A 26,575-nucleotide genomic window follows, 5' to 3' on the forward strand; every position below is an offset into this window, starting at 1 on the left:
GCATCGAATGGACAGTGCCTGGAGGTCCACAAATCCCCAGACGTCCGCGCGCCGCGCTATAAGCGCAAACGACGCGGGCCGGCAGTGCCTGCACATGCGATACGTATGAAGTGCGTCCGGATGATCGGACTCGATTGAACCGCAATCGAGCTATCGACGGTCAAGGGCGGGAGCGGGCATTCCTCCAATGACGCCGGCGGAAATCAAACCCGCTGGCGGCCCGCTCGAACGGCCTCGACGATATCGATGGCGGCCCGGACGCCGCCTTCTATATCCAAATGGGAGTTGTCAAGCAAGTAAGCATCCGGGGCTTGTTTTAAAGGCGCGACGGCCCGGTTCTGGTCACGCTCGTCGCGCGCCAGGATGTCGGCCAGAATGGCAGCCTCATCGGCCGGTTCCCCACGTGAAAGCGCCTCGAGGGTGCGACGATGCGCCCGGATGCGGGGATCGGCGACGACGTAGATCTTCACCTCGGCGTCCGGGCAGATCACGGTTCCGATGTCGCGGCCGTCGAGCACGGCACCGGGCGGCCGGCTTGCGAACTGGCGCTGGAAAGCCACCAGCGCTTCGCGCACTTTCGGCAACGCCGATACCACCGAGGCCGCGGACCCGACCTGGTGCGACCTCAGCGCCGGATTGTCGAAGCTCGAGGGATCCAGGCTCATGGCGACGTCCGCCGCCCGCGCCTCGTCCTTGAGGTCGATGCCGGCGGTCAGTAGCGCATGCGCGACCGCCCGGTAGATCACGCCCGTATCCAGATGCCTGAGGCCGTAATGCGCCGCGAGACGCTTGGCCAGGGTGCCCTTGCCCGAGGCCGCCGGGCCGTCGATGGCGATGATCATGCGAAATCCGCGCCCGCCTTGCACATCAGCGGGATGAAATCGGGGAAGCTGGTGGCGATGAAGGCGGTGTCGTCGACCCTGACCGGCTTGTCGGAGGCGAGACCCATCACCAGGGCGGACATCGCGATGCGGTGGTCCATGTGGGTCGCGACGATGCCGCCGCCCGGCACGTGACCGCGGCCCTCGACGATCAGATCGTCGCCGGTGATCTCGACCTTGACGCCGTTGACACGCAGCATCGCCGCGGTGGCCTCCAGCCGGTCGGATTCCTTGACGCGCAGCTCATGCAGGCCGCGCATGATGGTCGTGCCCTCGGCATAGGCGGCGGCGACGGCCAAGACGAGATATTCGTCGATCATCGACGGCGCCCGCTCGGGCGGCACCACGACGCCGCGCAGCTTCGAGGCGCGCACGCGCAGGCGGGCCATCGGCTCGCCGGCATCGCCGCGGACGTCGTCCTCCTCGATCGAGGCGCCCATCTCGCGCAAGGTCGTGAACAGGCCGGTGCGCAGCGGGTTGGTCATCACGTCCGACAGCACGAGGTCCGAGCCGTCGACGATCAGCGCGGCGACCAGCGGGAACGCGGCCGAGGACGGGTCGGCGGGAACGATCACTGGCGCACCACGCAGCTCCGGCTGGCCGGTCAGTGCGACGCGGCGGCCATGAGACCCTTCCGGCGTGGTCACGATCTCCGCGCCGAAATGCTTCAGCATCAGCTCGGTGTGGTCGCGGCTGGCCTCCTGCTCGATCACGGTGGTCACACCGGGCGCGGCGAGGCCCGCGAGCAGCACCGCCGACTTGATCTGGGCCGAAGCCACCGGCGTACGGTACTCGATCGGCACCGGGTTGCCGGCGCCCTGCAGGGTTAACGGAAGCTTGCCGCCCTCGGCGCTGGCGGTCACCTTCGCCCCCATCAGCACCAGCGGGTCGAGGATGCGCCGCATCGGACGGCTGCGCAGCGAGGCATCACCGTCGAAAACGGCCGTGATCGGGCAACCGGCCACGGCGCCCATCACCAGCCTGCAGCCGGTGCCGGAGTTGCCGAAATCCAGCGGCGCGCTCGGCTGGGCGAAGCCGCCCACCCCGACGCCACGGACGGTCCACGCGAAATCGCCGGTGCGCTCGACCTTGGCACCCAGGGATCGCATCGATTTGGCGGTGTTGAGGACGTCCTCGCCCTCGAGCAGGCCGGAAATCCGGGTCTCACCGACCGACAGCGCCCCCAGGATCAGCGCCCGGTGCGAGATCGACTTGTCGCCAGGCACGCGAATCGTGCCCGAGAGGGGCCCTGAGGCGCGTGATTCCAGGGGAGTCGGGGCGATTGACGTGCTCACGGCGGGATCCTCGTGTTTCGGACGCGGCAGGTATCACAGCCCCCGCCCTCCGTCACGAGCGGTGATTTTCCCGTTGACAGCGCTATTGACAGCGGCGCGGCAACTAGCCAAGTGAGACACCGCTTTTCAGACATTGCCAGGACGCCTGCACGTGGCCAAATCCGAGCTCGGAACCAAACGCATTTGCCCGACGACGGGCAAAAAGTTCTACGACCTCAACAAGAACCCGGTGATTTCGCCCTACACCGGCGAGGTCGTGCCGATTGCGCCGATCGCGCCCACCCGCGCCATGCGCGGCGAGGCTGCGCGCGCTGCTGCGGCGGCCGACGTGGTCGAGCCCGCGGAGGCCGAGGAGCTGGTGCCGCTCGAGGAGGCCGACGCCGAGGAGAACTCCGGCAAGGTCAAGGCCGTCGTTCCCGAATCGGAGGACGACATCGAGATCGACGAGACGCTCGACGATGACGAGGATGATGACTCGACCTTCATCGCCGACGAGGAAGAAGGCGACGAGGACGTGACCGACATCATCGGTGATGTCGGCGGCGACGAAGAATAATCGTCGAAGACACTTGAGATCAGCCGCGAACTGTGGTTCACGGTGCTCCCCGGCGGTCACCCAGACCGCCGGCTCGGTTCAGGGGCCATAGCTCAGCTGGGAGAGCGCTTGCATGGCATGCAAGAGGTCGGCGGTTCGATCCCGCCTGGCTCCACCAGCCTTCGCTCGCTTCGCGAGCTTCGGCTCGGCAAGCCACCCCAATCTGCCAGTTGCGCGAAGTGAGCGAAGGCTGTCGCGCCGTAGTCTGGACGCCGAAGCCCCCTTGGGCGGAGGCGGGAAGACGAAGGCGGACTTGGGCTCCGGGCGATAATGCTCTCTCCCCATCGCTTCGCGAGCTTCGGCTCGGCAAGCCACCCCAAACTCTCAGTTGCGCGAAGCGAGTGAAGGCTGTCGCGCCGTAGCCTGGACGCCGTAGCCCTCTTGGGCGGAGGCGGGAAGGCGAAGGCGGACTAGGCTCCGGGCCATGATGCCCCTTCATCAGTCGACTGAGCAGTTCAGCCCATCCAAGCTCTGGACGCCACGCAGCACGACCTGCCACATTCGCGCCCGTGAAGGGTCGAGGGCGGCCTGCGATGAAGTTCGTTTACATCCTGGAAAGTCTCAACGGCGAGCATTTCTACGCAGGCATCACCGACGACGTTCCGGCCCGCGTCACGAAGCACAATGCCGGTGAAGTCCCGCACACATCGAAGTTTCGGCCTTGGCGGCTCAAGACCTACGTTGCCTTCAGCGATGTGAAGCAGGCATTTGCCTTCGAGAAATTTCTCAAGTCGGGTTCAGGCCGGGCTTTCGCGAAGAAGCGCCTTTAGAGCCCCCTCACCCCTCCACAGCCGCATCGAGCCGCTCCCGCAGGCGCACCAGCTTGCCGTGCAGGTCGGCCAGCTCGGCGATCGAGCAGCCCGTCGCATCCAGGATCGCGGGCGGCACGATCGACCTTGCCTTGTCGCGCAGGCCCGCGCCCTGGGCGGTGAGGGTGACGATCACCTGACGCTCGTCCTCGGCCGACCGGGTCCGCTTGATCAGGTGCGTAGCCTCCATCCGCTTCAGCAGCGGCGTCAGCGTGCCAGAGTCGAGGAACAGCCGCGCGCCGATGTCCTTCACCGTCAAGCCGTCCTGCTCCCACAGCACCAGCATGACCAGATATTGCGGATAGGTCAGGCCAAGGCGGTCGAGCAGGGGCTTGTAGACGCGGTTGAAGGCGTGCGCGGTCGAATAGACTGCGAAGCAGAGCTGGTTGCCGAGCTGGAGCGGCAGGTCTGCCGCGGACTTCTTTCGCATCGAGGTCACCACAGGTCGATCCTATCGGCATCTTGAGCCCGCACGCCTCGGATCGACAACGGGCCCGGCGCACCGATCACGAATTTTCTACCGAACAATTATATTGTACACAATCTAATTGTGTGCAATATGGCCGCGCTGAATTCGTCCATCCAACCAGGAGACACCCATGTCCGTGAACGTGCTCTACAAGACCAGCGCCAAGGCCACCGGCGGCCGCGACGGCGAAGCCGCGACCCTCGACGGCTCGCTCAAGGTCAAGCTTTCCACCCCGAAGGAGCTCGGCGGCGGCGGCGGTGCCGGCAACAATCCGGAGCAGTTGTTTGCGGCCGGCTACGCAGCCTGCTTCATCGGCGCGATGAAGTTCGTCGGCTCGCAGGGCGGCCCCAAGGTTCCCGCCGACACGTCGGTGACCTCGACGGTCGGCATCGGCCCGCGCTCCGAAGGCGGCTTCGGCATCACCGTCGAGCTCGCAGTGTCGCTGCCCGGACTCGCCAAGGCCGACGCCGAAGCGCTGGTCGCCAAGGCGCACGAGGTGTGCCCCTATTCCAACGCCACGCGCGGCAATGTCGACGTCAAGCTGAGCGTCGTCTGAGCTTCAATTCCGTCATGCGGCAGGACGGCCTCCGTTGTCCTGCCGCATGGCAGCCCCCGTTTGCGCCGCCGCCGCAGCAATGCTTAATGATCGCGAGCTGAAACCAACCTCGCGACATCCGATGACACCCCAATTTGCTCCCGGCGCCATGGCCGGCCTGCGCGTGATCGATCTGACGCGCGTGCTCGGCGGCCCCTATTGCACGCAGATCCTGGCCGATCACGGCGCCGACGTGATCAAGGTCGAGCCGCCGGCCGGCGACGAGGTGCGTGACTGGGGTCCGCCCTTCCACGATGAGGACGCCGCCTATTTCGTCGGGATCAACCGCAACAAGCGCTCGATCGGCCTCGATCTCGCCTCAGAGGGCGGCCGCGCCGTGCTGATGCGGATGCTCGAGACGGCCGACGTGCTGATCGAGAACTTCAAGCCTGGCACCTTGGAGAAATGGGGCATCGGCAGCGACACGCTGCGCGAGACATTCCCCAAGCTGGTGCACTGCCGCATCTGCGGCTTCGGCGCGGATGGCCCGCGCGGCGGCAATCCCGGCTACGACGCGATCATCCAGGCGATGACCGGCATGATCGCGGCGACCGGTTCGCCGCAGAGCGGACCGATGCGGATCGGCGTGCCGCTGGTCGACATCACCACCGGACTCTATGCCGCGATCGGCATCCTGATGGCGCTGTCGGAGCGGCAGCGCTCGGGCATCGGTCAGTTCCTCGAGGTCACGCTGTATGAGACCGGTCTCGCGATCATGCATCCGCATACCGCAAACTACTTCATGCATGGCAAGCCGCCGTCGCTGACCGGCAACGAGCACCCGAACCTCGTTCCGTATGCGATCTTCGCGACCAAGACCGACGATATCTTCATCGGCGTCGGCAATGACGGCACCTTCCGCAAGCTCGCCAAGGAGATCGGCCGCCCCGAACTCGGCACCGATCCGCGCTTCGCCCGCAACAAGGATCGCGTCGCCAATCGCGAGGCGCTGCGCGCCGAGCTTGCCGCCGTGTTCAGCCAGTTCGAGGCGGAGCCGCTGTGCGACCGGCTGCTCGCGGCCGGTCTGCCGGCAGGACCCGTGCAGAAGATCGACCAGGCGCTGACCAATCCGCACACGATCTACCGCGGCGATGTCATCGAGAAGGACTGGTACAAGGGCGTCGCGTCGCCGATCCGGCTCGAACGCACCAAGCCGAGCCTGCGCTCCACCCCGCCGAAGTTCAGTCAGCACGCGCAGGAGGTGCTGACCGAGTTCGGTTACACGCCGAGCGAGATCGAGGCGCTGCTGTCCCAGGGCACGGTGTGCGCCGAGCGCAAGCGCTGAGGCGCCATCAGCCTGTCGTCTCTCACCGCCAGCGCCGGCCGGGGCATCGCCCCGGCGCGGCACCGTCTCCCGCAAGTCGCTGCGTTCCGCCGCGATGAACGCGCTTTCCGCTGACGATCCAACCGGTTATACATTCACGAAACTGTCATCTCGCGCTGCTACGGCCGCGACGCCGATGACGTTTCACGGGAGGTATTCTTTAATGTCACTTCGCCAATTCTGGACGGCCGCGACTGCGGCAGTCACGCTGGTCCTGAGCGCCGCAGCACCTGCGCATGCCGTGACCGAAATCCAGTGGTGGCATGCGATGACCGGCGCCAACAACGACGTCATCGTCAAGCTCGCCAACGATTTCAACGCCTCGCAGTCCGACTACAAGGTCGTCCCGACCTACAAGGGCAACTACGCCGACACGATGAATGCCGGCATCGCCGCCTTCCGCGCGGGCAATGCGCCCCACATCATGCAGGTGTTCGAGGTCGGCACCGCCACCATGATGGCCGCCACCGGCGCCGTGAAGCCGGTCTACAAGCTGATGCAGGACGCCGGCGAGACGTTCGACCCGAAGAGCTATCTGCCTGCGATCACGGGCTACTACTCGACCTCCAAGGGTGAGATGCTGTCGTTCCCCTTCAACTCGTCCTCCACGGTGATGTGGGTCAATCTCGACGAGCTGAAGAAGGTCAACGCCGAGATCCCGAAGACCTGGCCCGAACTGTTCGAGACCGCCAAGAAGCTGAAGGCGGCCGGCCATGCGACCTGCGGCTTCTCGGGCTCGTGGGTCACCTGGGTCAATCTCGAGCAGCTCTCCGCCTGGCACAACGTGCCGCTGGCCAGCAAGGCGAACGGTCTCGACGGCTTCGACACCGTGCTGGAGTTCAACGGTCCGCTGCAGGTCAAGCATCTCGAAAACCTGGTCGAGCTGCAGAAGGACAAGACCTACGACTATGCCGGCCGCACCAACACCGGTGAGGGCCGCTTCACCTCGGGCGAATGCCCGATCTACCTGACCTCGTCGGCGTTCTTCGGCAACGTCAAGGCCCAGGCCAAGTTCGCCTTCACCGCCGCGCCGATGCCGTATTATCCGGACGCCAAGGGCGCGCCGCAGAACTCGATCATCGGCGGCGCCTCGCTCTGGGTGATGGGCGGCAAGAGCGCGGACGAATACAAGGGCGTGGCGAAGTTCCTGACCTTCCTCTCGGACACCGATCGTCAGGTCTACATCCACAAGGCCTCGGGCTATCTGCCGATCACCAAGGCGGCCTACGCCAAGGCCAAGGCCGAGGGCTTCTACAAGGATCAGCCCTATCTGGAGACGCCCCTGCTCGAACTGACCAACAAGGAACCGACGGAGAATTCCCGCGGCCTGCGTCTGGGCAACATGGTGCAGCTGCGTGACGTCTGGTCGGAGGAAATCGAGCAGGCCCTGGCCGGCAAGAAGACCGCCAAGCAGGCGCTGGACGCCGCCGTCGAGCGCGGCAACCAGATGCTGCGCCAGTTCGAAAAGACGGCCGTGAAGTGAGGCCATGAGCCGGCAGGCCGCCCCGCGGCCTGCCGGTTCGCCGACCGACCATGCAGAAGAACGCCATCTTTCAGTCAAAACTGCTGCCGTTCGTGCTGGTCGCTCCCCAGCTCGCGATCGTGCTGATCTTCTTCTATTGGCCCGCGATCCAGGCCGTCATCCAGTCGTTCCTGCTGCAGGACGCGTTCGGCCTGTCCACGAGCTTCGTCTGGTTCGAGAACTACGCCGACCTGCTCAGCCAGCCGGACTATTTCCAGGCCATTCTCCGCACCTTCGGCTTCTCCTTCGCGATCGCGCTCTCGTCGCTGTCGGTCGCACTGCTGCTCGCGGTCATGGCGGATAAGCCGTTGCGCGGCGTCACGCTGTACCGGACGCTGCTGATCTGGCCCTATGCCGTGGCGCCGCCGGTGGTGGGCGTGCTCTGGATCTTCATGCTCCACCCGTCGCTCGGCGTGATCTCGCGCTATCTGCGCGCTGTTGGCATCGACTGGAATCCGCTGCTCGACGGCGACCAGGCGGCGCTGCAGATCATCCTCGCGGCCGCCTGGAAGCAGATCTCCTACAACTTCCTGTTCTTCCTCGCCGGGCTGCAGAGCATCCCCCGGAGCGTGCTCGAGGCGGCCGCGATCGACGGCGCGCGGCCGATGCGGCGGTTCTGGACCGTGACCTTCCCGCTGCTGTCACCGACCATCTTCTTCCTGCTGGTCATCAACATCGTCTACGCCTTCTTCGAGACCTTCGGCATCATCGACACGATGACCCGCGGTGGTCCTGGCAAATCCACCGAGACGCTGGTCTACAAGGTCTATACCGATGGCCTGCTCGGCGGCAATCTCGGCTCGTCGGCCGCACAATCCGTCGTTCTGATGGTCATCGTCATCGTGCTGACGGCGATCCAGTTCCGCTTCGTCGAGCGCAAGGTGACCTACTGATGGTCGAGCAAGAAGGCATTCGACGCTACGTCGCGCACGCCATCCTGTGGATCGGAATCGCGATCGTCGCGTTCCCGGTCTATCTCGCATTCGTCGCCTCGACGCAGGACAATGCGGTGATCGCCAACGGGCAGATGTCGCTGCTGCCTGGCGGGCACTTCCTGTCGACCTACTATCAGACGATCTTCGTTGGCACGAGCGGCTCGACCCGCGAGCCGGTTGCGACCATGCTTTTGAACTCGCTGGTCATGGCGCTGCTGATCGCCGTCGGCAAGATCGCGATCTCGATCATCTCGGCCTATGCGGTCGTCTACTTCCGCTTCCCGTTCCGCATGGCGATCTTCTGGCTCATCTTCATCACCCTCATGCTGCCGGTCGAGGTGCGCATCTATCCGACCTACAAGATCGTCGCCGACCTCCACATGCTCGACAGTTATGCCGGGCTCGCGCTGCCGCTGATCGCGTCCGCCACCGCCACGCTGCTGTTCCGCCAGTTCTTCATGACGGTGCCGGACGAGCTGCTGGAGGCGTCCCGCATCGACGGCGCCGGGCCGTTCCGCTTCTTCTGGGACACCCTGCTGCCGCTGTCGCGCACCAACATGGCGGCGCTGTTCGTGATCCTGTTCATCCTCGGCTGGAACCAATATCTCTGGCCGCTGCTGATCACGACGCGCGACGACATGCAGACCATCCAGATCGGCATCCGCAAGATGATCACGACGACCGACGCGCTGACCGAGTGGCCGATCGTGATGGCGACGGCCGTGCTCGCGATGCTGCCGCCGGTGTTCGTCGTCGTCGTCATGCAGCGCCTGTTCGTCAAGGGGCTGGTGGAGACGGAAAAGTGACGAAGGGGCGAATAGCGAGTGGCGAATAGGGATGTTCGCGCAACGGCTCGCTTCGTCCCCTTCCCTATTCGCCACTCCCCATTCGCTATTCGCTAGGTAACCACCAATGGCCAACGTCACCCTCCGCAACGTCCGCAAGGTCTACCAGGGCGGCTTCGAAGCCATCAAAGGCGTCGATGTCGATGTCGGCGACGGTCAGTTCTGCGTGCTAGTCGGGCCGTCGGGCTGCGGCAAATCCACCCTGCTGCGGATGGTCGCGGGGCTCGAGACGATCACCTCGGGCGAGATCGACATCGGCGGCCGCATCGTCAATGCGATCGAGCCGGCGGATCGCGACATCGCGATGGTGTTCCAGAACTACGCGCTCTATCCGCACATGACCGTCTACAACAACATGGCCTACGGCCTGCGCAATCGCGGCATGGCGGAAAAGGAGATCAGGACGCGGGTCGAGGACGCCGCACGCATCCTCGAGCTCGGCACCATGCTCGAGCGGAAGCCGCGCCAGCTCTCCGGCGGCCAGCGCCAGCGCGTGGCGATGGGCCGCGCCATCGTGCGCCAGCCCAAGGTGTTCCTGTTCGACGAGCCGCTCTCGAACCTCGACGCCAAGCTGCGCATCGCGATGCGGGTCGAGATCCGCAAGCTGCAGCGCCGGCTCAACACCACCGCGATCTACGTCACCCACGACCAGCTCGAGGCGATGACGCTCGCCGACATCCTGGTGGTGATGAACGGCGGGAAGGTCGAGCAGATCGGCAATCCGCTCGAGATCTATCAGCGTCCAGCCACCACCTTCGTCGCGTCCTTCATCGGCGCGCCGCCGATGAACCTGATGCCGACCGATGGCGTGCGCGCCCAGTTGCTCGGCGCCGACGCGGTTCCCCAAGAAGCGGGCCAGCTCGGCATCCGGCCTGAGGATTTCCAGCTTGGCGACACCGTTCCGGCGGGCGGGATCGGGCTCGACCTCCGCGTCGAGGCGATCGAGCATGTCGGCGCCGAGACCTATGTCTACGGCGCACGCCAGGACACGGGCAGCGATGACCGGCTCTCCGCGACCGCCAACGACATCATCGTGCGGCTGCCGGGTACCGCCGCGCCGGAGATCGGCGCACGGATTCGCGCCGTGGCACCGCGGGCCAAGCTGCATCTGTTCTCGGCCGACGGCCGTCAGCGGCTGTCCGTTTAAACCCTTCCACAGACAGGCTGTTCCGGCGCATTCGGGGTGCTTGAACGCGCCCCGGATCGTGCCCATATTGCTGCTCAAGGGGTGCCGTCAGGGCCCTGATACATCAAAGTCGCTTCGAGAGGACTTTGTAAACCATGTCTCGTGTTCCTTCGCTCTCCAGTCCGTTCCTGCTGGGCTTCGACGAGATCGAGCGCGTGCTCGACCGCGTCGTCAAAGGTGCCGACGGCTATCCGCCCTACAATATCGAGCGGTTCGAACGCACCAATGGCCAGCCCGAGCGTCTGCGGATCACGCTGGCGGTGGCGGGTTTCACCCGCGACCAACTCGATGTCACCATTGAGGAAAACCAGCTCGTCATCCGCGGCCGGCAGCAGGACGACAAGACCAGGCAATACATTCATCGCGGCATCGCCGCGCGCCACTTCCAGCGCACCTTCGTGCTGGCGGAGGGAATGCATGTGCTTGGTGCGGACCTGAAGAACGGGCTGTTGTCGGTCGATCTGGCCAGGCCAGAGCCTGAGCGGATCGTTAAGACAATAGCGATCAATGAACACGAATAATGGTTTGATGGAACGAGTAGCGGACTCGACCGCTTGAGTCTCAGAAGGAGTCGAGACCATGACTGAAGGTAATGTTGCGTCGGAATCCCCCGTCTCCCTGGAGTCGCTGGCGACCTTGGGCGAGGGCCACATCGCTTACGTGAAGCAGATCCGCTCCGAGGACGTACCGGGACTGTTTCCGCAGGCGCCGCACATCGCGCCGGGACTGAAGCTGTTCGCCTTGCATGCCGCCGACGGCACGCCGATCATGCTCACCGACAGCCGCGAAGCGGCGATCGCGAATGCGTGGAGTCACGAACTCCAGGCCGTGAGCGTCCACTGACGCAAAGGCCGAGCCGCAGCGCTGACAACGGCCGCTTCTCGTGAGACTCAACGCTCATTGAGACGCGATGCTCACGAGGAGCATGCAGCTCACGGACTGACACGAGGGCGGTCCCTGGAAACGGGGACGGCCCTTTTTTCTGCTCGTAACGATGGCCGCGCATGACCTTGATGACGACACCCATGAGCCCGGCCGGACTGCGTGCAGATCCTGCGCTTGCGGACGCGCTGCTCGCGCTCAACAATGCGCATGCCTCCGAGCTGTCGTGGCTCACGCCCGAAACGCTCATGCAGCTGCTCGATCGGGCATGGCTGGCCTGGCGAATTGGCAGGGCCGATGCGCTGATGATCGCGCTCGACCACGCCGCCGTCTACGATAATCCCAATCACCGCTGGTTTCGCGCGCGCTACGATCGGTTCGTCTATGTCGACCGCATCGTGGTGGCGCCGGCCGCCCGCGGCCGGGGCCTGGCGCGGCAGCTCTATGAGGAGCTGATTCGGGAGGCGACCGCGGCGGGCCACGACCGCATCGTCTGCGAGGTCAATCTGGATCCGCCCAATCCGCAGTCGGACGCGTTTCATGCTGCGCTCGGCTTCGCGCCGCTGGCGACGGCCGGCATCCATGGCGGCGCCAAGACGGTGCGCTACATGGCGAGATCATTGCGATAGCCGGCCAAGGACGAAGCGGCTGCGGAAGTGCTTTGGAGAAATTGTTTCCGTCGATGTCCGGAACGGTCGATTTGACAACCAGATACAATCCGACCCGGTTTAAGGCGAAGGTGTCCAATCCTTAAGTTGTCCCTGTTGCGGCACGCGCTAGTCCGATGTGTGACGAGCATGTGTAGGGATGGCAGATGCATGAATCACGGCTTGATGCAGGCGTCTTTCGAGAGCTTGCGCTCGGGACCCTACCCAATCGGCACGTCTTTCTTGACAGTCCTCCGCCGGGGCCAAGCCCTTACTACGTCATCTGCAACAGCGTGCCGAAAGCGGGGACGTACCTGCTGGTCGAACTCGTCAGAGCGCTGGGCGGTCATGTCGATGTCGGCTATCACACCTACACGTCATCGATCAGCAAGCTGAATCCCGACGGTTCGCTCGACTACGGACGCGCGCTTCCGGCCCCGCTCTGGGCGTCGGCCCTGCGCTCCGGCTATTCCTGCGCCTCGCACACCGAGTATTGTCCGTATCTCGAGCAATACCTCCTGGGCAGACCAGAACACAAGATGCTGTTCATCGTCCGCGACCCCCGCGACATCGTCGTGAGCTGGGTCGACTTCGTCTACCACTCGGCGGCCTACCCGAAGATGCGGAAGTGGAACGCCTATCTGCGGTCGGCCGGATCGGCCGCTCACCCCGATGACGCCTCCCGAATCACATCGACCCTCCTCTCTTTGCCCCGATCGGGCATCAAGAAGTTCATGAGCTGGCTGGACTCGCCAGCCTGCCTGACCGTGAAGTTCGAAGAGCTCTATTCAGAGCTCGCGATCGACGATGTGGCGCGGTCGTCGTTTCCTGTCCTTAACCGCATCTGCGACTACCTGGGACTTCCGCGCAAGACGGCCGCGGAGCTCGATGTGCTCGGCCGCGGCCTGACGTCGTCGGGACGCGGCCGGAAGGTCGGCATCTACAAGGAGCGAATGATGCCGCATCATTTCGACCTGCTCCGCAGCGAGGCATTCCAGGAGCTCGTCGTCGAGTTCGGCTACGAGCCGACGCCGTTGCACACGCCCGCGCGGACGAACGGGCTCGGGGCCGCGCGGAGGCTCGCCAGCAGGCTTTGTCGGTCCTTGCGGGGCGGCGCGATACGACGTCAGGCGGCGGAAGCGGGCGGCAGCGCCAACACCGAATAGATCGCCTGGGCGTCGCGCGAGGCACGGAGCTTCTTGGCGACATCCTGGTCGCGGAGCAGCCGGGCGATCCGCGCCAGGGCCTTCAGATGGTCGGCGCCGGCGCCTTCCGGCGCCAGCAGCAGGAACACCAGATCGACCGGCTGGCCGTCCATGGCCTCAAAATCGATCGGCCGCTCCAGCCGGGCGAACAGGCCGAACAGCTTCTCCAGCTTCGGCAGCTTGCCGTGGGGAATCGCGACGCCATACCCGACGGCCGTGGTTCCGAGCTTCTCCCGCTGCAGCAGCACTTCGAACACGTTGCGCTCGTTCTGCCCGGTCAGCGCGGCCGCGCGCGCGGCAAGCTCCTGCAGCGCCTGCTTCTTACTGATGACCTTCAAAGCCGGCACGATCGCCTCGGGTGCGACCAGATCGGTAATCGGCATAGGGCGTTCCGAGGTGATTGAACCGTCAGGGTGCGAAATAGGTCGGGACAGACCGGCGTCAAGAAGCTGAGGCGGCAGGCGGGCTTAACCCGTGTCCGATGGGTGGGCTTCTACCCCAACGCAACGGCCGTGCCAACACCCGCAAGCGCGTTCCCGCAGCCTATCCTTAAAGATCGCCGGAGCGTGGCGGCCTGAAGGCGCCAGCGCCCCAACCGCTTGATCGCATCCCTTCATTGCCGTGGCGTGACGTCGCAACCGGTCCGCCAACCACCTGATCGGGAACCGGTTTTCGCGCCGCCGGGAGATCCCTGGAAGGCGTCCGCGCGGCTACGGTTTCACCGCCGGCGGATCGACCCAGCCGATATTGCCGTCGGCGCGGCGGTAGATGATGTTCACCCGGCCGCTGGAACCGTGCTGAAACACCATGCAGGGCGCGCCCGAAAGATCGAGCTCCATCACGGCTTCGGACACCGACAGGCGCTTCAACGCCGTGGTGTTCTCGGCAATGATCACCGGGCTGTAGCCGGTGATCTCCTCGTCGCCCTCGGCCGGCGCCTCGATCACGTAGCTCGGCGCATCCAGTACCGCGCCGTCGAGATTGGCGAGCGCCGCATTGGCGGCATGGGATTTGCGCCCCGAGCGGTCCTTCAGCCGGCTCTTGTAGCGGCGCAGGCGCTTCTCGATCATCAGGAGCGCCTGGTCGGCGCTGGCATAGGCGTCCGGCGCGTTCGATTCGGCCTCGAGGGTGATGCCCGAATCGAGGTGCAGCGCGCAATCGGTCTTGAACCCGAAACCGTCCTTGGAGAGCGTGACATGGCCGGAATAGTTGCCGTCGAAGTATTTTCGCAAGACTTCGTCGGTGCGCTCGCTGACGCGCCCACGCAGCGCTTCGCTGACGCTGATGCTCTTTCCGGAAATCCGCAGGGTCATGTGTCGCCTCGATTCATGTGAACCAAGTATGACACTAAGCCTATTTGGTTAAGGCGCAATCTTGCGCAGCGGTCAAACTGACGCGGCATCCCGGGTGCGGTCGGCGCTGGCGGGAGCCGAGAGGGCATGCGCCAGCATGCTCTGCTTGTCGCGGCGGCGCTGCACCGAGGACGGGATCCGCATCGCCTCCCGGTATTTCGCGACCGTGCGGCGGGCGATGTCGATGCCGGCGGTCCGCAGCTTCTCGACGATGGTGTCGTCGGAGAGAATTGCGGAGGGATCTTCCGCATCGATCAATTGCTTTATGTGATGGCGCACGGCTTCCGCCGAGTGCGCCTCGCCGCCATCAGCCGATGCGATCGAGGCGGTGAAGAAATATTTCAGCTCGAACGTGCCGCGATTCGTCGCCATGTATTTGTTGGCCGTGACGCGCGACACGGTCGATTCATGCATCTGGATCGCATCCGCAACGGCCTTCAAGTTGAGCGGCCGCAGATGCGCGACACCGTGGGTGAAGAAGCCGTCCTGCTGGCGCACGATTTCGGTCGCCACCTTCAGGATCGTGCGGGCGCGCTGATCGAGCGCGCGCACCAGCCACGTCGCATTCTGCAGGCAGTCGGTGAAGTAGGACTTGTCGCCGTCCTTGCGGATCGTCTTCGACAGCTCGGAGTAATAGTGCTGGTTCACCAGGACGCGCGGGAGCGTGTCGCTGTTGAGCTCGACCAGCCAGCCGCCGTCGGGACCCGGGCGCACGTAGACGTCGGGCACCATGGTCTGTGTGCGCGTGGTGCCGAACTTCAGCCCCGGCTTCGGGTCGAGCCTGCGGATCTCGCCGATCATGTCGACGAGGTCCTCGTCGTCGACGCCGCACAGCTTGCGAAGAGCGACGAAGTCGCGCTTGGCCAGGAGATCGAGGTGCTCGACCAGCGCCTGCATCGCCGGATCGTAGCGGTCGAGCTCGCGCAGCTGGATCGCGAGACATTCGCTCAAATTGCGGGCGCAGATGCCGGGCGGATCGAAGGTCTGCAGCACGCCGAGCACCGCATCGACGTCGGCCTGCTCGGCGCCGAGGCGGTCGGCGGCCTGGCCGAGATCGGCGGGCAGATAGCCGGCCTCGTCGACGAGATCAATCAGGTACTGGCCGATCATGCGGTCGGCCGGCGCGGTGAAGGCCACCGCCGCCTGCTCGGCGAGATGATCCGACAGCGTGGTCTCGGCCGCGACAAAGGCTTCGAGATTGTAGTCCTCGTCGCCCGAGGCGCCACCGCCCCATTCGGTGTAGGTGGTCGGCGCGGCGTCCTGCGCGTTGCGCGCCGCGGCCTCCGCCGGCTCCTCGGAGAACACGTTGTCGAGTCCGGTGTCGAGCGTCTGTTCGATCTCCGTACGGGTGCCGAGATCGCGGCTCATCCAGTCTTCCTGGGCGCCCTCGAAGCTGTCGCCGCCGCTGCCGCCGGCCTCGCCGAAATCGTCGCCGCCGGTCTCGCCACCTTCCGAGAACTCGGCGCGCTCGGACATCTGCTGCTCGCCCGCGACCGGCGCTTCCGGACCGTCGCTGGCCCGCTCCAGCAGCGGATTGCGCTCCAGCTCCTCTTCGACGAACGTGGAGAGGTCGAGATTGGACAGTTGCAGCAGCTTGATCGCCTGCATCAGCTGCGGCGTCATCACCAGCGACTGCGACTGGCGGAATTCTAATCTCTGCGTCAACGCCATGGGAGCAAGAACATTCCCTTACTGGTCCAATTCTTGCTTATCCTAATCTGCGCGCGATGTACACGGCTTGACGAATAAGAAAAACGGAGTATGGCGCGGCGGAAGACGAGGTTACCGGTCCTCGCAAAGCAGCTGGAAACAGCGGTATTCGCAGCGTTTTCCGTGACCTGTCCCGTGTCCGACAAAGCGGACAAACAGCGCGTCGGCAATCCTACAGCCGGAATTCCTCACCGAGATACAGTCGGCGCACGTCGGGATCGGCGACGATCTCCTCGGGGCTGCCTTCGGTGAGAATCTGTCCGGCATAGACGATGTAGGCGCGGTCGGTGAGACCGAGCGTCTCGCGGACGTTATGGTCGGTGATGAGCACGCCGATGCCGCGGTTGGTGAGATGGCGCACCAGCTGCTGGATGTCGCCGACCGCGATCGGATCGATGCCGGCGAACGGCTCGTCGAGCAGCATGTAGTTCGGGCGCGTCGCCAGCGCACGCGCGATCTCGACGCGGCGACGCTCGCCGCCGGACAGCGCGATCGAGGGCGACTTGCGCAGCCGCGTGATGGTGAATTCTTCCAGCAGCGCGTCGAGCTCGCGCTCGCGCTTCTTGCGCGAGGGCTCGACCACTTCGAGCACGGCGCGGATGTTCTGCTCGACGGTGAGTCCGCGGAAGATCGAGGCCTCCTGCGGCAGGTAGCCGATGCCGAGCCGCGCGCGCTGATACATCGGCAGCCGCGTCACGTCGTGGCCATCGAGCTCGATGGCGCCACGATCGGCCTTGATCAGGCCGGTGATCATGTAGAAGACGGTGGTCTTACCGGCGCCGTTCGGCCCGAGCAGGCCGACGGCCTCGCCGCGGCGGACATAGATCGACACGCCCCGCACGACCTGGCGGCTGCCAAAGCTCTTCTCGATCGAATGCACGGCGAGGAAGCCCGGCCGGCGCAGCAGTTGCGGACCGCCCCCCGCGCCATTGTTGCGCGGCTTGGCCGGCATCGGCTGCGAGGCCGGCCGCTTGCGCTGGATCTGCTCGGTGTTCTGCGGCGAGCGCGGATTGATGCGCGGCACCGTTTCATCGCGCACGGAGTCGGCGAGCGCGGCGAGCGGATCATCGCTGTAGGAATTGCCGAACGGATCGTCCATGGCCGTGATGTCGTCGCGCCGGCGCGAGGAGCCTCGCTGGCCGCGCTTGGCGGGACGCCCACGAAACATGCCGAGTAGATCCACCATCCCCGCTTCGCTTACGCCCTTCGAGGCTGCCCGTCATCGACCGCAGCGCTGGCTCGCCCGCTCACCGCGAGCGAACGCATCTCACCTCTCGCGGATCACAGGAGCGCGAGGCCGGCCAAAGCGCGGCAGGCCGCGCTTCGGAGTTTGTCGTCTGACGGCGAAGTCGCGGTCGCCACGCAGGCGACCGATCGCAAGATCGCAATCGTGTCCGGCATCACTCTTTCGCAGCCACGCAACGGGCTCCACGGCCTCCCGTTGCATCGGTCCTGCGACAGAACCGCCCGCTCGCTAGATAGAGGCAGCAGCGGCGCGGTTCAACTGGGCCGCCGGCGATTTGCTAAATAATTGAAGTCACTTCGATTTGCCTGGACCGAGCTGCAGCGGCGCGGCGCTGCCCGGAGCCGAGGCCGTCGACGGACCGCAGCCGCCGCCGGCGCCAGTGCCCGCGCCCGCCTGCGGCAGCAGCACCTGGACGCCGCGCCCGCTGTCGGATTCGACGCGCGACACGCCGGTGGTCATGTCCACCGTCAGCCGGTCGCCGCGCATCACGTTCTTGCACTGGGTCAGCACCACGCCGCCCTGCATCGAGATCATGTTGGTCTTGGTGTCGTAGACCGCGGTCTCGCCGGTCACGACCTGGTCCTTCTGGGTCACCTTGACGTCGCCGCGCGCCTCGAGACGGCGGATCGCCGAGCTGCCGTCCGGCCCAGGCGTCGCCGCCGGCGTGGCCTTGGTCGCCTTGGCGCCGCCCGGCTGGGCGCCGCCGTCGTAGAACACCACCAGCGACTTCGAGGTCATGGTGGTGTCGCCCTGCACGACCTTGACGTTGCCGGTGAAGGTCGCCTCCTTCTTCTTGTCGCGCATCTCGAGCGCGGCGGCCTCGATCTGGATCGGCTGGTCGCGATTCTGCGAGAACCCCTGCAGTGCGTTGGGCACGCCGGTGGTCGCGCTCTGCGCCTGCGATGAGTCGGCAAGCGCGAGCAACGCCAGCGCGGCGAAGCCGGCGCCGCGAATCGCTACGGGAATGAAACGGCACGTGGTCATGAGGTCACTTCACGTTGCGGGCCGGACGGCCGGGATCGGCGCTCGCCGTCGTGGCCGGAGCGGCATTCATGTTGTCGAGGTTCATCATCACATTGCCCTCGAAGCGGATGACCTCGCCATTGTCGGTGATGCGCAGGCGGTCGGCGGAGAGCGTACCGTTGGTGAGCTTGACGTCGACACGCTCGTCCGAGCTCACGGTGCCCTTGGCCATGTCGACCGAGGCCCGGCTCAGCCGCGCCTCGTAGCCCGTCGACGTCGTCAGCAGGATATCCTTCGTCAGCTCGAGCTGCTGCTGCTTGGTGTCGAACACGCCGGTATTCGCCTTCAAGGTCACCGTCGACTGATCCTCCATCAGCACCTTGGCGCGGAGGATGTTGAGCTCGACGTGATCGGGATCGGTGAGGTCCTGCACCGCGCTGCGGGCGACGAGATCATACGGCCGCTGGTCCGGCGTGAAGCCGGTGAGATGCGGCGTCTCCATCGTGATCTTGCGGCCGGAGATGACGAGATTGCCGGTGAGATTCGGGGTGTTGATCTCCATGTGGAACGGATTGAACAGCGCGATGCCGATCACGACCGCCATCGCCAGTCCCACCGCCGCCGGCACCGCGACCCGCAGCACGCGCACGAAGCGGCTGTGGCGCGCCGCGACCGCGAAGCGCGCCTGCAGGGTGGGGTCATAGGCGGGGTTGTGGACCGAGTTCACCAGGGCTCCGACGGACACGGGGAGGCGCGCGAAACAGCGCCCATCCTACCATGGACGCCTTCACCATTGCAGCCTGGAACTGGCGCGAAATCGCGACGCGGGGCGGCTTGCGATCATTACGAGACATTAATGATCGTGAACGCGCCCGCGATTCGCCGGCTTCAGGAATGCGCGAAGATGTCCTCGGCCTCGAATCCGCCCAGATCGAGCGTCGCGCGGTGGGGCAGGAACGCGAAACAGGCCTGCGCCAGCGCCAGCCGCCCTTCGCGCGCCAGCATCCCGTCGAGCTTTTCGCGCAGCGCATGCAGATGCAGCACGTCGGAGGCGGCATAAGCGAGCTGCGGCTCGCTGAGCTGCTCGGCGCCCCAGTCGCTCGACTGCTGCTGCTTGGAGAGATCGACGTTGAGCAGCTCGCGCACGAGATCCTTCAGGCCATGGCGGTCGGTATAGGTGCGCGCCAGCCGCGAGGCGATCTTGGTGCAATAGACCGGCTGCGGCATCACCCCGAATGCGTGAAACAGCGCCGCGACATCGAAGCGCGCGAAGTGGAAGATTTTGGTGATGTCCGGGTTGCCGAGCAGCGCCTTCAGGTTCGGCGCGTCGGTGTGCCCCTTGGGAATCTGCACCACGTCGGCCGAGCCGTCGCCGGGCGACAGCTGCACCACGCACAGCCGGTCGCGGTGCGGATTGAGCCCCATCGTCTCGGTGTCGATCGCGACCGACGAGGTATAGCGGGAAAGATCAGGCAGGTCGCCGCGGTGCAGGCGTACGGTCATGGCTCTCAAAACCTCGTCGAATCGAAATCGGACGCGACGGGCCGGAGCAACGCCGCGGGAAGCGCTCGGGAACCGGCTGTAGCCCGGCGCTGGTAACCAACCGGCAAACGCGCCGGGCCGGTCCGGAGATCAGCCGTGGGAATGCCAGCCCCGCCGCCCGGGCGCAAGGGCCGGACAGGGCCAAGTGATCGCATCTCAAGTGATCGCATCTGAGGTGGCGCCGGCAGTGTCTCCGCGGCCGTTCGAGGCGGCGCCGTCGTCATTGAGGGCGGTCGACCCGCTGGTTGCATCGCGCCAGATCGCACCCGATCGATCGATGCAACTCTTGCATTGATCGATGCCGCCTTTGGCTTGGACAGAAATAGCCACTGGCCCTACGCGTGATATTGTCGCAGGACTTCGCATCTGGAGCGCAGCGACCCAAGGCGGTCTGCAGCATCTGCCCAACAACGACATAATCAATTGAGGAGGAAGCCAAGATGAAGGCACTTACAGGTATCATTGCGGCCGCTGTGCTGGCGGTCTCGTCGCCTTTGGCGACCGCGCGCGATTTCCGCTCCGCCGACGTGCACCCTGCCGATTATCCGACCGTCGAAGCCGTCAAGTTCATGGGCAAGCAGCTCGCTGCCGCGAGCGGCGGCAAGCTCGGCGTCAAGGTGTTTCCGAACGGCGCCCTCGGCTCCGAGAAGGACACGATCGAGCAGCTCAAGATCGGCGCGCTCGACATGATGCGGATCAACTCCTCGCCGCTCAACAATTTCGTGCCGGAGACCGTCGCGCTGTGCCTGCCCTTCGTGTTCCGCGACACGCAGCACATGCGCAACGTCCTGGACGGGCCGATCGGCGACGAGATCCTGGCGGCCATGGAGCCCGCCGGCCTGGTCGGCCTAGCTTATTATGACAGCGGCGCGCGCTCGATCTACACGGTCAAGGCGCCGGTGAAGTCGCTCGCCGACCTCAAGGGCCTGAAGATCCGCGTCCAGCAGTCCGACCTCTGGGTCGGCATGATCCAGAGCCTCGGCGCCAACCCGACCCCGATGCCCTATGGCGAGGTCTACACCGCGCTCAAGACCGGCCTCGTCGACGCCGCCGAGAACAACTGGCCGTCCTACGAATCCTCGCGCCACTTCGAGGCCGCCAAGTTCTACAACGTCACCGAGCACTCGCTGGCGCCCGAAGTCCTCGTGATGTCCAAGAAGGTCTGGGACACGCTGAGCAAGGAGGATCAGGCGATGATCCGCAAGGCGGCAAAGGAATCCGTGCCGGTCATGCGCAAGCTCTGGGACGAGCGCGAGCAGACCTCCCGCAAGACCGTCGAGGCCGCTGGCGTCCAGGTCGTGACGATCGCCAACAAGCAGGAATTCGTCGACGCGATGAAGCCGGTGTACCAGAAGTTCGCTGGCGACGAGAAGCTCTCGAGCCTCGTCAAGCGCATCCAGGACACCAAGTAAGAACCACATAAAATAGGGACCGGGTCCGGCGTCGCCGTGCGGCGGCACCGGACTCAGGCCAGGGGAGGGACGGGAATGACAGATCCACATGTCGGAGACCACGAGCAGCAGGAGGGACGTCCGTCGACCGGCCTGCTCTCGCGGATCAACGCCGTCATCGCGCGCGTCGGCATGTATCTGTCCGTCGCCGGCCTGCTCGTCATCGTCACCATCGTCTTCTACCAGGTGTTCGGACGCTACGTTCTCAACTCCAGCCCGACCTGGACCGAGAACCTGGCGCTGGTCCTGATCCTCTATGTCACGCTGATCGGCGCCGCCGTCGGCGTTCGCGACGCCGGCCATATCGGCATGGACAGCCTCCTCGTGATGCTGCCGGATCATATGCGGGAAAAGATCGAGCTCGTCATCCACGTGCTGGTCGCGATGTTCGGCGTCGCGATGGCCTACAACGGCTGGATCCTCGGCGCCTCCGTGGGCACCGTGAAGATCGCCAATCTCGGCCTGCCCGAAGTCGTCCGCTACGTGCCGCTGATCGCTTCGGGAATCCTGATCGTCATGTTTTCCATCGAGCACATCATTGCTCTCTTGCGCGGCGAAGAGGTCGTCCCCTCATGGAACTGATTATTCTCGGCGTCACCTTCTTCGGCTTCCTGGTCCTCGGCGTTCCCGTTGCGTTTGCGATCGGCCTCTCGGCGATCTGCACCATCCTCTATGAAGGCCTGCCGGTTGCCGTCATCTTCCAGCAGATGATGTCGGGGATGAACATCTTCTCGTTCCTCGCCATCCCGTTCTTCGTCTTCAGCGGCGAGCTGATGCTGCATGGCGGCGTCGCCGACAAGATCGTGCAGCTCGCCAAGAATCTCGTCGGTCACATCCGCGGCGGGCTCGGCATGTCGAACGTCGTCGCCTGCACGCTGTTCGGCGGCGTCTCCGGCTCGCCCGTGGCGGACGTGTCGGCGATGGGCGCGGTGATGATCCCGATGATGAAGAAGGAAGGGTTCGACACCGACTACGCCGTCAACGTCACCACCCACGCCTCGCTGGTCGGCGCTCTGATGCCGACCAGCCACAACATGATCATCTATGCGCTCGCCGCCGGCGGCAAGGTGTCGATCGGCGCGCTGATCGCCGCCGGTCTTCTGCCGGCGCTCGTGCTGATGGTCTGCATGCTGGTCGCGGCCTACGCGGTCGCGGTGAAGCGCGGCTATCCCGCGGGCAAGTTTCCCGGCTGGGCGGAGGTGTTCCGCTCGTTCGCCGCGGCGCTGCCCGGCCTCTTGATCGTCGGCATCATCCTGGCGGGCATCCTGTCCGGCGTGTTCACGGCCACCGAGTCCGCGGCCGTCGCCGTCACCTACACGATCCTGCTGACGTTCTTCATCTACCGCACGATGACCTTGCAGAACTTCCTGCGGGCCGCCGCCAAGGCGGTCAAGACGACCGGCGTGGTGCTGCTCTTGATCGGCGTCTCCACCATGTTCCAGTACCTGATGGGATTGTACGAGGTCGCCGATTTCGCCGGCGACCTGATGAGCAAGGTGTCGACGCAGCCCTGGATGATCTTCCTGCTGATCAACGTCATCCTGTTCCTGCTCGGCACGTTCATGGACATGGCGGCGACCATCCTGATCTGCACCCCGATCTTCCTGCCGATCGCGATGAAGGCGGGCATGGATCCGGTGCAGTTCGGCATGCTGATGCTGATCAACTGCGCGCTGGGCCTCAACACCCCGCCGGTCGGCACCACGCAGTTCGTCGGCTGCGCCATCGGCGGCATCTCGGTCGGCGCCGTCATGCGCACCATCCTGCCGTTCTACGCCGCCCTGATCGCCGCCCTGATGTTCGTGACCTACGTGCCGGCGTTCTCGCTGTGGCTGCCGCGGCTGCTGATGGGGTATAAGGGATAGCGGTCTGAAGGTTCGCCGGCTTCGGCCGGCGAACCTTGGCCGCATCCCGATGCGTTCGGTCCCGACTTGCCGCTAGCGCTCGCGGAGCTTCGACACCCGTCGTCCGCAGCAACCCGCGCGAGCGAGCATGGCCGCACTCTCGCATTTCCTGAATCTCGATCTCGTCCTGAAGTCGAAGTCCGACTTCTCGCCGCTGATCGCGCATCTGCATCAGAACGCGCATGTCCTGCATCATGAGGAGCATGAGCAGGAGTTTCTGCTGGTGCTGGAGATCAACGATACAGGATCCCCGCATCCGACCACATCCACCGAGCAATTCCTTACGCTGATCGAATCGCTGCCCCAGACCCCGAGGGAGCTGTGGGACAGCTGCACGTCGCGCACGTTCTCCTATGGCTTCGAAGGCGGCCGCGACTTCCCCGCGCTCGACACCACCATCCCCGCCGACCTGCTGCTGCGGATCGCAACGCTCGGCGCGGCTATCGGCATCACCGTGTATCCTTTTCGCAACCCACCCGGTCCCGAGCGCAAGGACGAACCAGATGCGCTCCCCTGACGGTCAGATCGCCAGGCTCGGCGACGAGATCCGTGTCACCGGCATGAGCGGTAGGATCGTCTGCTCGATCGACACCTGCGACTATTCAGACGACTATCCGGAACGGGACTGGGCCAACCTGCAGCGCGGCGCCATGGTCGATTGAACAGGCAGGTCCGAATGAAGAGGAACTTGCAATGGGGGCGATCGGATTTATCGGGTTAGGCGTCATGGGCGAGCCGATGTGCCGCAACCTAGCCCTCAAGTCAGGCGTCCCGGTGCTCGGCTTCGATCGTGCGGACGCGCCGCTGCAGCGCCTCGCCGCCGTCGGCGTCAAGCGTGCCGTGTCGCTCGCGGAGCTGGCGCGCCAGACCGACGTGATCTTCATAGCGTTGCCGAGCGGCAAGCATGTCCAAGCGGTGTGCGACGGCGATGACGGCCTGCTCCGCCACGTGGAGGCGCGTCACACCATCGTGGACCTCGGCACCTCGCCGGTGCAGGCCAGCCGGGAGCTCGCCGAGCGTTTCGCGGCCAAGGGCGCCGCCTACGCGGATGCGCCGATCGCCCGCACCCGGCAGGCGGCCGAGGACGGCACGCTGAGCGTGATGGTGGGGGCCGACGCGGCGACGTTCGAGAGACTGCGGCCGCTGTTCGCGATGTTCGCGACCGACATCACCCATTGCGGCGGCGTGGGCGCCGGCCAGGTCGTGAAGATCCTCAACAACATGGTGCTGATGCAGACCGTGGTGGCGCTCGGCGAAGCGCTGGAGACTGCCAAGCGCGCTGGCCTCGATGCCACGCTGCTGTTCGAGACCCTGGCCAAAGGCTCGGCCGACAGCTTCGCGCTGCGCAACCACGGCATGAAGGCGATGCTGCCCGACACATATCCGGAGCGGGCGTTCTCGACCGAATATGCGCGCAAGGACATCGGCTATGCTCTCGATCTCGCCAGGTCCGTGCAGATCGACCTGCCGGGCGCGGAGCTTGCCGACAGGCGACTCGGAGAGGCGATCGAGGCGGGCTATGGCGATCTGTATTGGCCAGTGCTGGCGCGCGTGATCGCGGCATCACGCACGGCATGACCCGCCCATCGGGCTTTGTCGGCCTGCCCTGGACGGGCGAACTGCGCCTGTGACGGCCAGCTGACAACGGCATCCTCTGTCGTCGCCGATAAGCTCGCCGACGCAACGCGTCGGCGGGCGCCGATCCGAGACAGATGGTCACCGGCTGCGACGAGTCGCGCGGAACGTACCGCCTGCGTGGTATGGGTCCCCGCGTTCGTGGGGACGACACCGGTGGTGAAGCGAAAGCTCTGCGCCGAACTCACGTGCTAATCCTGTGCGCCAATGCAAGTTGATAGGTGAGGTTGCTCCTAAGCCAGCTCGGGGCGTAGTGCTCACCACCATCATTGTGAGGAGCGAAGCGACGAAGCGATCCCGGGCGACACCCGTGGCTCTGGATTGCTTCGCTCGCAATCACGGTGGAGATGGCATGCCTGTCATGCGCAAATTGCCCGTCGTGCCAGTCTGTCGCAGCATCCGGGCTTGCGCCGTCGGGCAAATCACCTGCACATTTCCGCGCGTCCCTGCTGCCGCATGAGGGGCGTGTCGCGACCGTCACGAGACGTTGGCAGTGGGATGCGATGGGCGTGTGTCGTTGCAGCGTGATTGAGTTCGCGCGGACGAACAAGGATGCACGCACGGTCAAGTCGCGCGGTCCTGATATCCCGACGCTGATATCAACTCATGACGAAGCTTTCGCTTCGCGTGGGGATGGTGGCCAACAAGCCCGGCGCACCAGGGAGAACGCGAAGCAGCCGTTAAAACCAATCGCGCAGGGAGGGCCGGATGATCCGGCGCGTACCTGTGGTTCCTGCCGCCAGCATTTTCCTTCGCTGGCGGGCCATGGGTGCGGTCGGCACCCGGCTCTCCCTGCGCCCTCATGATTTCGAGGGCGAGACGATCAGCACAGCTCGGGCGCAAAGCGCGCCGCGAGGCTGATAGGTCTTGCCCTGAACGAGAAAGACCACGGCGGTCATGGTGATCACTCAACACGAAGGCGGTGCCCACCCTCCCCTGGAGGGGGAGGGTCGCTTCACGGAGAGCGAAGCGAAACGTGAGGCGGGGTGGGGTGATCTCTCCTCTGGCGCTGGCGTGCGTGGAGAGATCACCCCACCCCGCTCGCCCGCTTCGCGTGCGATCGACCCTCCCCCTCCAGGGGAGGGTGGAGGCTCGCAGCCGGCAGCAGCGGCATCACGGATGCCCGAAGCAAAATCGTTCGCAATCTCGGTGAAACGCGTGAGGCCGACGTGTCGAAGACATCGGCCCAATCGACACCGACCTCTATTCGACCGCAACGCGCATCAGCGCGCTCGTCCGTCGCAGATCTCTTGTACGGGGGAGGTCACCACCAAAAATGGTGCCCAGGAAAGGACTCGAACCTTCACGGCCGTTAAGCCACTGGCACCTGAAGCCAGCGCGTCTACCAATTCCGCCACCTGGGCATGGGGGCGCTGTGTACGGATCGAACGGGCGCTTGTCAAACCGCTGAACGCCCAAGATGACAATTTTTCTCACCCCATGCGCAAAAATACGGCTCCCTTTTCCGCGGCGCGGGCGATGGGCTATACAGCGGCCCAGGATGGCGGGCCGCGGGGTGCGAATCGCCGCTGACAGCTATCTCGTCCGGGGCGGACCGACCGCCCGGCAATCCCAGGACTCA

General features: G+C 65.2%; 28 protein-coding genes and 2 tRNA genes. 19 read left to right on the top strand and 11 right to left on the bottom strand.

Annotation, left to right across the window (positions count from 1 at the left end; translation table 11 throughout):
• Positions 1 to 203 precede the first annotated feature (203 nt).
• The gene (gene cmk / locus ACQR1E_RS07890) at positions 204 to 842 is read right to left on the bottom strand and encodes a (d)CMP kinase (RefSeq protein WP_316166372.1); all 639 of its coding nucleotides are present in this window, start codon (positions 840 to 842) and stop codon (positions 204 to 206) included.
• Positions 839 to 2,176 (bottom strand): 3-phosphoshikimate 1-carboxyvinyltransferase, encoded by a 1,338-nt coding sequence (gene aroA / locus ACQR1E_RS07895; RefSeq protein ID WP_316170023.1) that lies wholly within the window; start codon positions 2,174 to 2,176, stop codon positions 839 to 841. The genes cmk and aroA overlap by 4 nt, the downstream gene beginning before the upstream one ends.
• Positions 2,177 to 2,327: 151 nt before the next feature.
• On the opposite strand from aroA, the gene ACQR1E_RS07900 reads away from it, so the two are divergent.
• The 3 genes from ACQR1E_RS07900 to ACQR1E_RS07910 all read left to right on the top strand — a co-directional run bounded on the left by ACQR1E_RS07900 (position 2,328) and on the right by ACQR1E_RS07910 (position 3,541).
• Positions 2,328 to 2,732: a TIGR02300 family protein gene (locus ACQR1E_RS07900; protein ID WP_315716883.1), complete on the top strand. Its 405-nt coding sequence runs from the start codon at positions 2,328 to 2,330 to the stop codon at positions 2,730 to 2,732.
• An 81-nt stretch (positions 2,733 to 2,813) separates the two neighbouring features.
• Positions 2,814 to 2,889, top strand: a tRNA-Ala gene (locus ACQR1E_RS07905).
• 415 nt (positions 2,890 to 3,304) lie between these two features.
• Complete coding sequence (locus ACQR1E_RS07910) at positions 3,305 to 3,541, top strand: GIY-YIG nuclease family protein (protein ID WP_315716882.1); 237 nt, start codon at positions 3,305 to 3,307, stop codon at positions 3,539 to 3,541.
• 7 nt (positions 3,542 to 3,548) lie between these two features.
• Here the strand turns inward: ACQR1E_RS07910 and ACQR1E_RS07915 are convergent, their stop codons facing one another.
• Entirely contained in the window at positions 3,549 to 4,010 is a 462-nt protein-coding gene (locus ACQR1E_RS07915; RefSeq protein ID WP_315716963.1) for a MarR family winged helix-turn-helix transcriptional regulator, read from the bottom strand.
• A 169-nt stretch (positions 4,011 to 4,179) separates the two neighbouring features.
• On the opposite strand from ACQR1E_RS07915, the gene ACQR1E_RS07920 reads away from it, so the two are divergent.
• The 10 genes from ACQR1E_RS07920 to ACQR1E_RS07965 all read left to right on the top strand — a co-directional run bounded on the left by ACQR1E_RS07920 (position 4,180) and on the right by ACQR1E_RS07965 (position 13,151).
• On the top strand, positions 4,180 to 4,605 hold the full coding sequence (locus ACQR1E_RS07920) for an organic hydroperoxide resistance protein (RefSeq protein ID WP_009026309.1): 426 nt from the start codon (positions 4,180 to 4,182) through the stop codon (positions 4,603 to 4,605).
• Positions 4,606 to 4,726: 121 nt separating this feature from the next.
• Positions 4,727 to 5,929, top strand: a complete 1,203-nt coding sequence (locus ACQR1E_RS07925) for a CaiB/BaiF CoA transferase family protein (RefSeq protein ID WP_315825665.1) — start codon at positions 4,727 to 4,729, stop codon at positions 5,927 to 5,929.
• A gap of 202 nt (positions 5,930 to 6,131) precedes the next feature.
• Positions 6,132 to 7,451, top strand: a complete 1,320-nt coding sequence (gene ugpB, locus ACQR1E_RS07930; RefSeq protein WP_315716880.1) for a sn-glycerol-3-phosphate ABC transporter substrate-binding protein UgpB — start codon at positions 6,132 to 6,134, stop codon at positions 7,449 to 7,451.
• 50 nt (positions 7,452 to 7,501) lie between these two features.
• A complete protein-coding gene (ugpA, locus tag ACQR1E_RS07935; protein ID WP_315716879.1) occupies positions 7,502 to 8,383 on the top strand; it encodes a sn-glycerol-3-phosphate ABC transporter permease UgpA in 882 nt (293 codons plus the stop codon).
• On the top strand, positions 8,383 to 9,231 hold the full coding sequence (gene ugpE, locus ACQR1E_RS07940; protein ID WP_315716878.1) for a sn-glycerol-3-phosphate ABC transporter permease UgpE: 849 nt from the start codon (positions 8,383 to 8,385) through the stop codon (positions 9,229 to 9,231). The genes ugpA and ugpE overlap by 1 nt, the downstream gene beginning before the upstream one ends.
• A 106-nt stretch (positions 9,232 to 9,337) precedes the next feature.
• Positions 9,338 to 10,417, top strand: coding sequence for a sn-glycerol-3-phosphate import ATP-binding protein UgpC (locus tag ACQR1E_RS07945; protein ID WP_315750470.1), 1,080 nt, complete (start codon positions 9,338 to 9,340; stop codon positions 10,415 to 10,417).
• A 134-nt stretch (positions 10,418 to 10,551) separates the two neighbouring features.
• Positions 10,552 to 10,977: an Hsp20 family protein gene (locus ACQR1E_RS07950; RefSeq protein WP_006613108.1), complete on the top strand. Its 426-nt coding sequence runs from the start codon at positions 10,552 to 10,554 to the stop codon at positions 10,975 to 10,977.
• 58 nt (positions 10,978 to 11,035) lie between these two features.
• Positions 11,036 to 11,299, top strand: coding sequence for a DUF1150 family protein (locus ACQR1E_RS07955; protein WP_009026315.1), 264 nt, complete (start codon positions 11,036 to 11,038; stop codon positions 11,297 to 11,299).
• A gap of 161 nt (positions 11,300 to 11,460) precedes the next feature.
• The gene (locus ACQR1E_RS07960) at positions 11,461 to 11,967 is read left to right on the top strand and encodes a GNAT family N-acetyltransferase (RefSeq protein WP_315750471.1); all 507 of its coding nucleotides are present in this window, start codon (positions 11,461 to 11,463) and stop codon (positions 11,965 to 11,967) included.
• A gap of 311 nt (positions 11,968 to 12,278) precedes the next feature.
• Positions 12,279 to 13,151, top strand: coding sequence for a hypothetical protein (locus ACQR1E_RS07965; protein WP_315750472.1), 873 nt, complete (start codon positions 12,279 to 12,281; stop codon positions 13,149 to 13,151).
• On the opposite strand, the gene ptsN is transcribed toward ACQR1E_RS07965, so the two are convergent.
• From ptsN to ACQR1E_RS08000, 7 genes are all read right to left on the bottom strand, one after another.
• Positions 13,112 to 13,573 (bottom strand): PTS IIA-like nitrogen regulatory protein PtsN, encoded by a 462-nt coding sequence (ptsN, locus tag ACQR1E_RS07970; protein ID WP_315716874.1) that lies wholly within the window; start codon positions 13,571 to 13,573, stop codon positions 13,112 to 13,114. The genes ACQR1E_RS07965 and ptsN overlap by 40 nt on opposite strands.
• A gap of 327 nt (positions 13,574 to 13,900) precedes the next feature.
• Positions 13,901 to 14,503, bottom strand: coding sequence for a ribosome hibernation-promoting factor, HPF/YfiA family (hpf, locus tag ACQR1E_RS07975; RefSeq protein ID WP_315741249.1), 603 nt, complete (start codon positions 14,501 to 14,503; stop codon positions 13,901 to 13,903).
• A gap of 72 nt (positions 14,504 to 14,575) precedes the next feature.
• Complete coding sequence (rpoN, locus tag ACQR1E_RS07980) at positions 14,576 to 16,213, bottom strand: RNA polymerase factor sigma-54 (RefSeq protein WP_315825669.1); 1,638 nt, start codon at positions 16,211 to 16,213, stop codon at positions 14,576 to 14,578.
• A gap of 211 nt (positions 16,214 to 16,424) precedes the next feature.
• A complete protein-coding gene (gene lptB / locus ACQR1E_RS07985; RefSeq protein WP_315741251.1) occupies positions 16,425 to 17,438 on the bottom strand; it encodes an LPS export ABC transporter ATP-binding protein in 1,014 nt (337 codons plus the stop codon).
• 351 nt (positions 17,439 to 17,789) lie between these two features.
• Complete coding sequence (locus ACQR1E_RS07990) at positions 17,790 to 18,482, bottom strand: LptA/OstA family protein (protein WP_434842483.1); 693 nt, start codon at positions 18,480 to 18,482, stop codon at positions 17,790 to 17,792.
• Positions 18,483 to 18,486: 4 nt separating this feature from the next.
• Positions 18,487 to 19,188 (bottom strand): LPS export ABC transporter periplasmic protein LptC, encoded by a 702-nt coding sequence (gene lptC / locus ACQR1E_RS07995; RefSeq protein ID WP_315716868.1) that lies wholly within the window; start codon positions 19,186 to 19,188, stop codon positions 18,487 to 18,489.
• Between the two features lie 161 nt (positions 19,189 to 19,349).
• A complete protein-coding gene (locus ACQR1E_RS08000) occupies positions 19,350 to 19,964 on the bottom strand; it encodes a ribonuclease D (protein WP_315716867.1) in 615 nt (204 codons plus the stop codon).
• A 479-nt stretch (positions 19,965 to 20,443) separates the two neighbouring features.
• Here ACQR1E_RS08000 and ACQR1E_RS08005 point away from each other — a divergent pair, with 479 nt between their 5' ends.
• From ACQR1E_RS08005 to ACQR1E_RS08030, 6 genes are all read left to right on the top strand, one after another.
• A complete protein-coding gene (locus ACQR1E_RS08005; protein WP_315716866.1) occupies positions 20,444 to 21,415 on the top strand; it encodes a TRAP transporter substrate-binding protein in 972 nt (323 codons plus the stop codon).
• 75 nt (positions 21,416 to 21,490) lie between these two features.
• The gene (locus ACQR1E_RS08010; RefSeq protein WP_315716865.1) at positions 21,491 to 22,036 is read left to right on the top strand and encodes a TRAP transporter small permease; all 546 of its coding nucleotides are present in this window, start codon (positions 21,491 to 21,493) and stop codon (positions 22,034 to 22,036) included.
• Positions 22,027 to 23,319, top strand: a complete 1,293-nt coding sequence (locus ACQR1E_RS08015) for a TRAP transporter large permease (protein WP_315716864.1) — start codon at positions 22,027 to 22,029, stop codon at positions 23,317 to 23,319. The genes ACQR1E_RS08010 and ACQR1E_RS08015 overlap by 10 nt, the downstream gene beginning before the upstream one ends.
• A 127-nt stretch (positions 23,320 to 23,446) precedes the next feature.
• Positions 23,447 to 23,875 carry a hypothetical protein gene (locus tag ACQR1E_RS08020; protein ID WP_315750476.1) on the top strand — a complete coding sequence of 143 codons (429 nt, stop codon included), beginning with the start codon at positions 23,447 to 23,449 and terminating at the stop codon, positions 23,873 to 23,875.
• On the top strand, positions 23,862 to 24,020 hold the full coding sequence (locus ACQR1E_RS08025; RefSeq protein WP_315750477.1) for a hypothetical protein: 159 nt from the start codon (positions 23,862 to 23,864) through the stop codon (positions 24,018 to 24,020). Before ACQR1E_RS08020 ends, ACQR1E_RS08025 begins: the two co-directional genes overlap by 14 nt.
• A 31-nt stretch (positions 24,021 to 24,051) precedes the next feature.
• On the top strand, positions 24,052 to 24,936 hold the full coding sequence (locus ACQR1E_RS08030) for an NAD(P)-dependent oxidoreductase (protein WP_434896886.1): 885 nt from the start codon (positions 24,052 to 24,054) through the stop codon (positions 24,934 to 24,936).
• A gap of 1,334 nt (positions 24,937 to 26,270) precedes the next feature.
• Here the strand turns inward: ACQR1E_RS08030 and ACQR1E_RS08035 are convergent.
• Positions 26,271 to 26,357: transfer RNA gene (locus ACQR1E_RS08035), tRNA-Leu, on the bottom strand.
• Between the last annotated feature and the right edge of the window lie 218 nt (positions 26,358 to 26,575).

The sequence above is a fragment of the Bradyrhizobium sp. HKCCYLRH1030 genome (genome assembly GCF_051168395.1).
Lineage (GTDB): Bacteria > Pseudomonadota > Alphaproteobacteria > Rhizobiales > Xanthobacteraceae > Bradyrhizobium.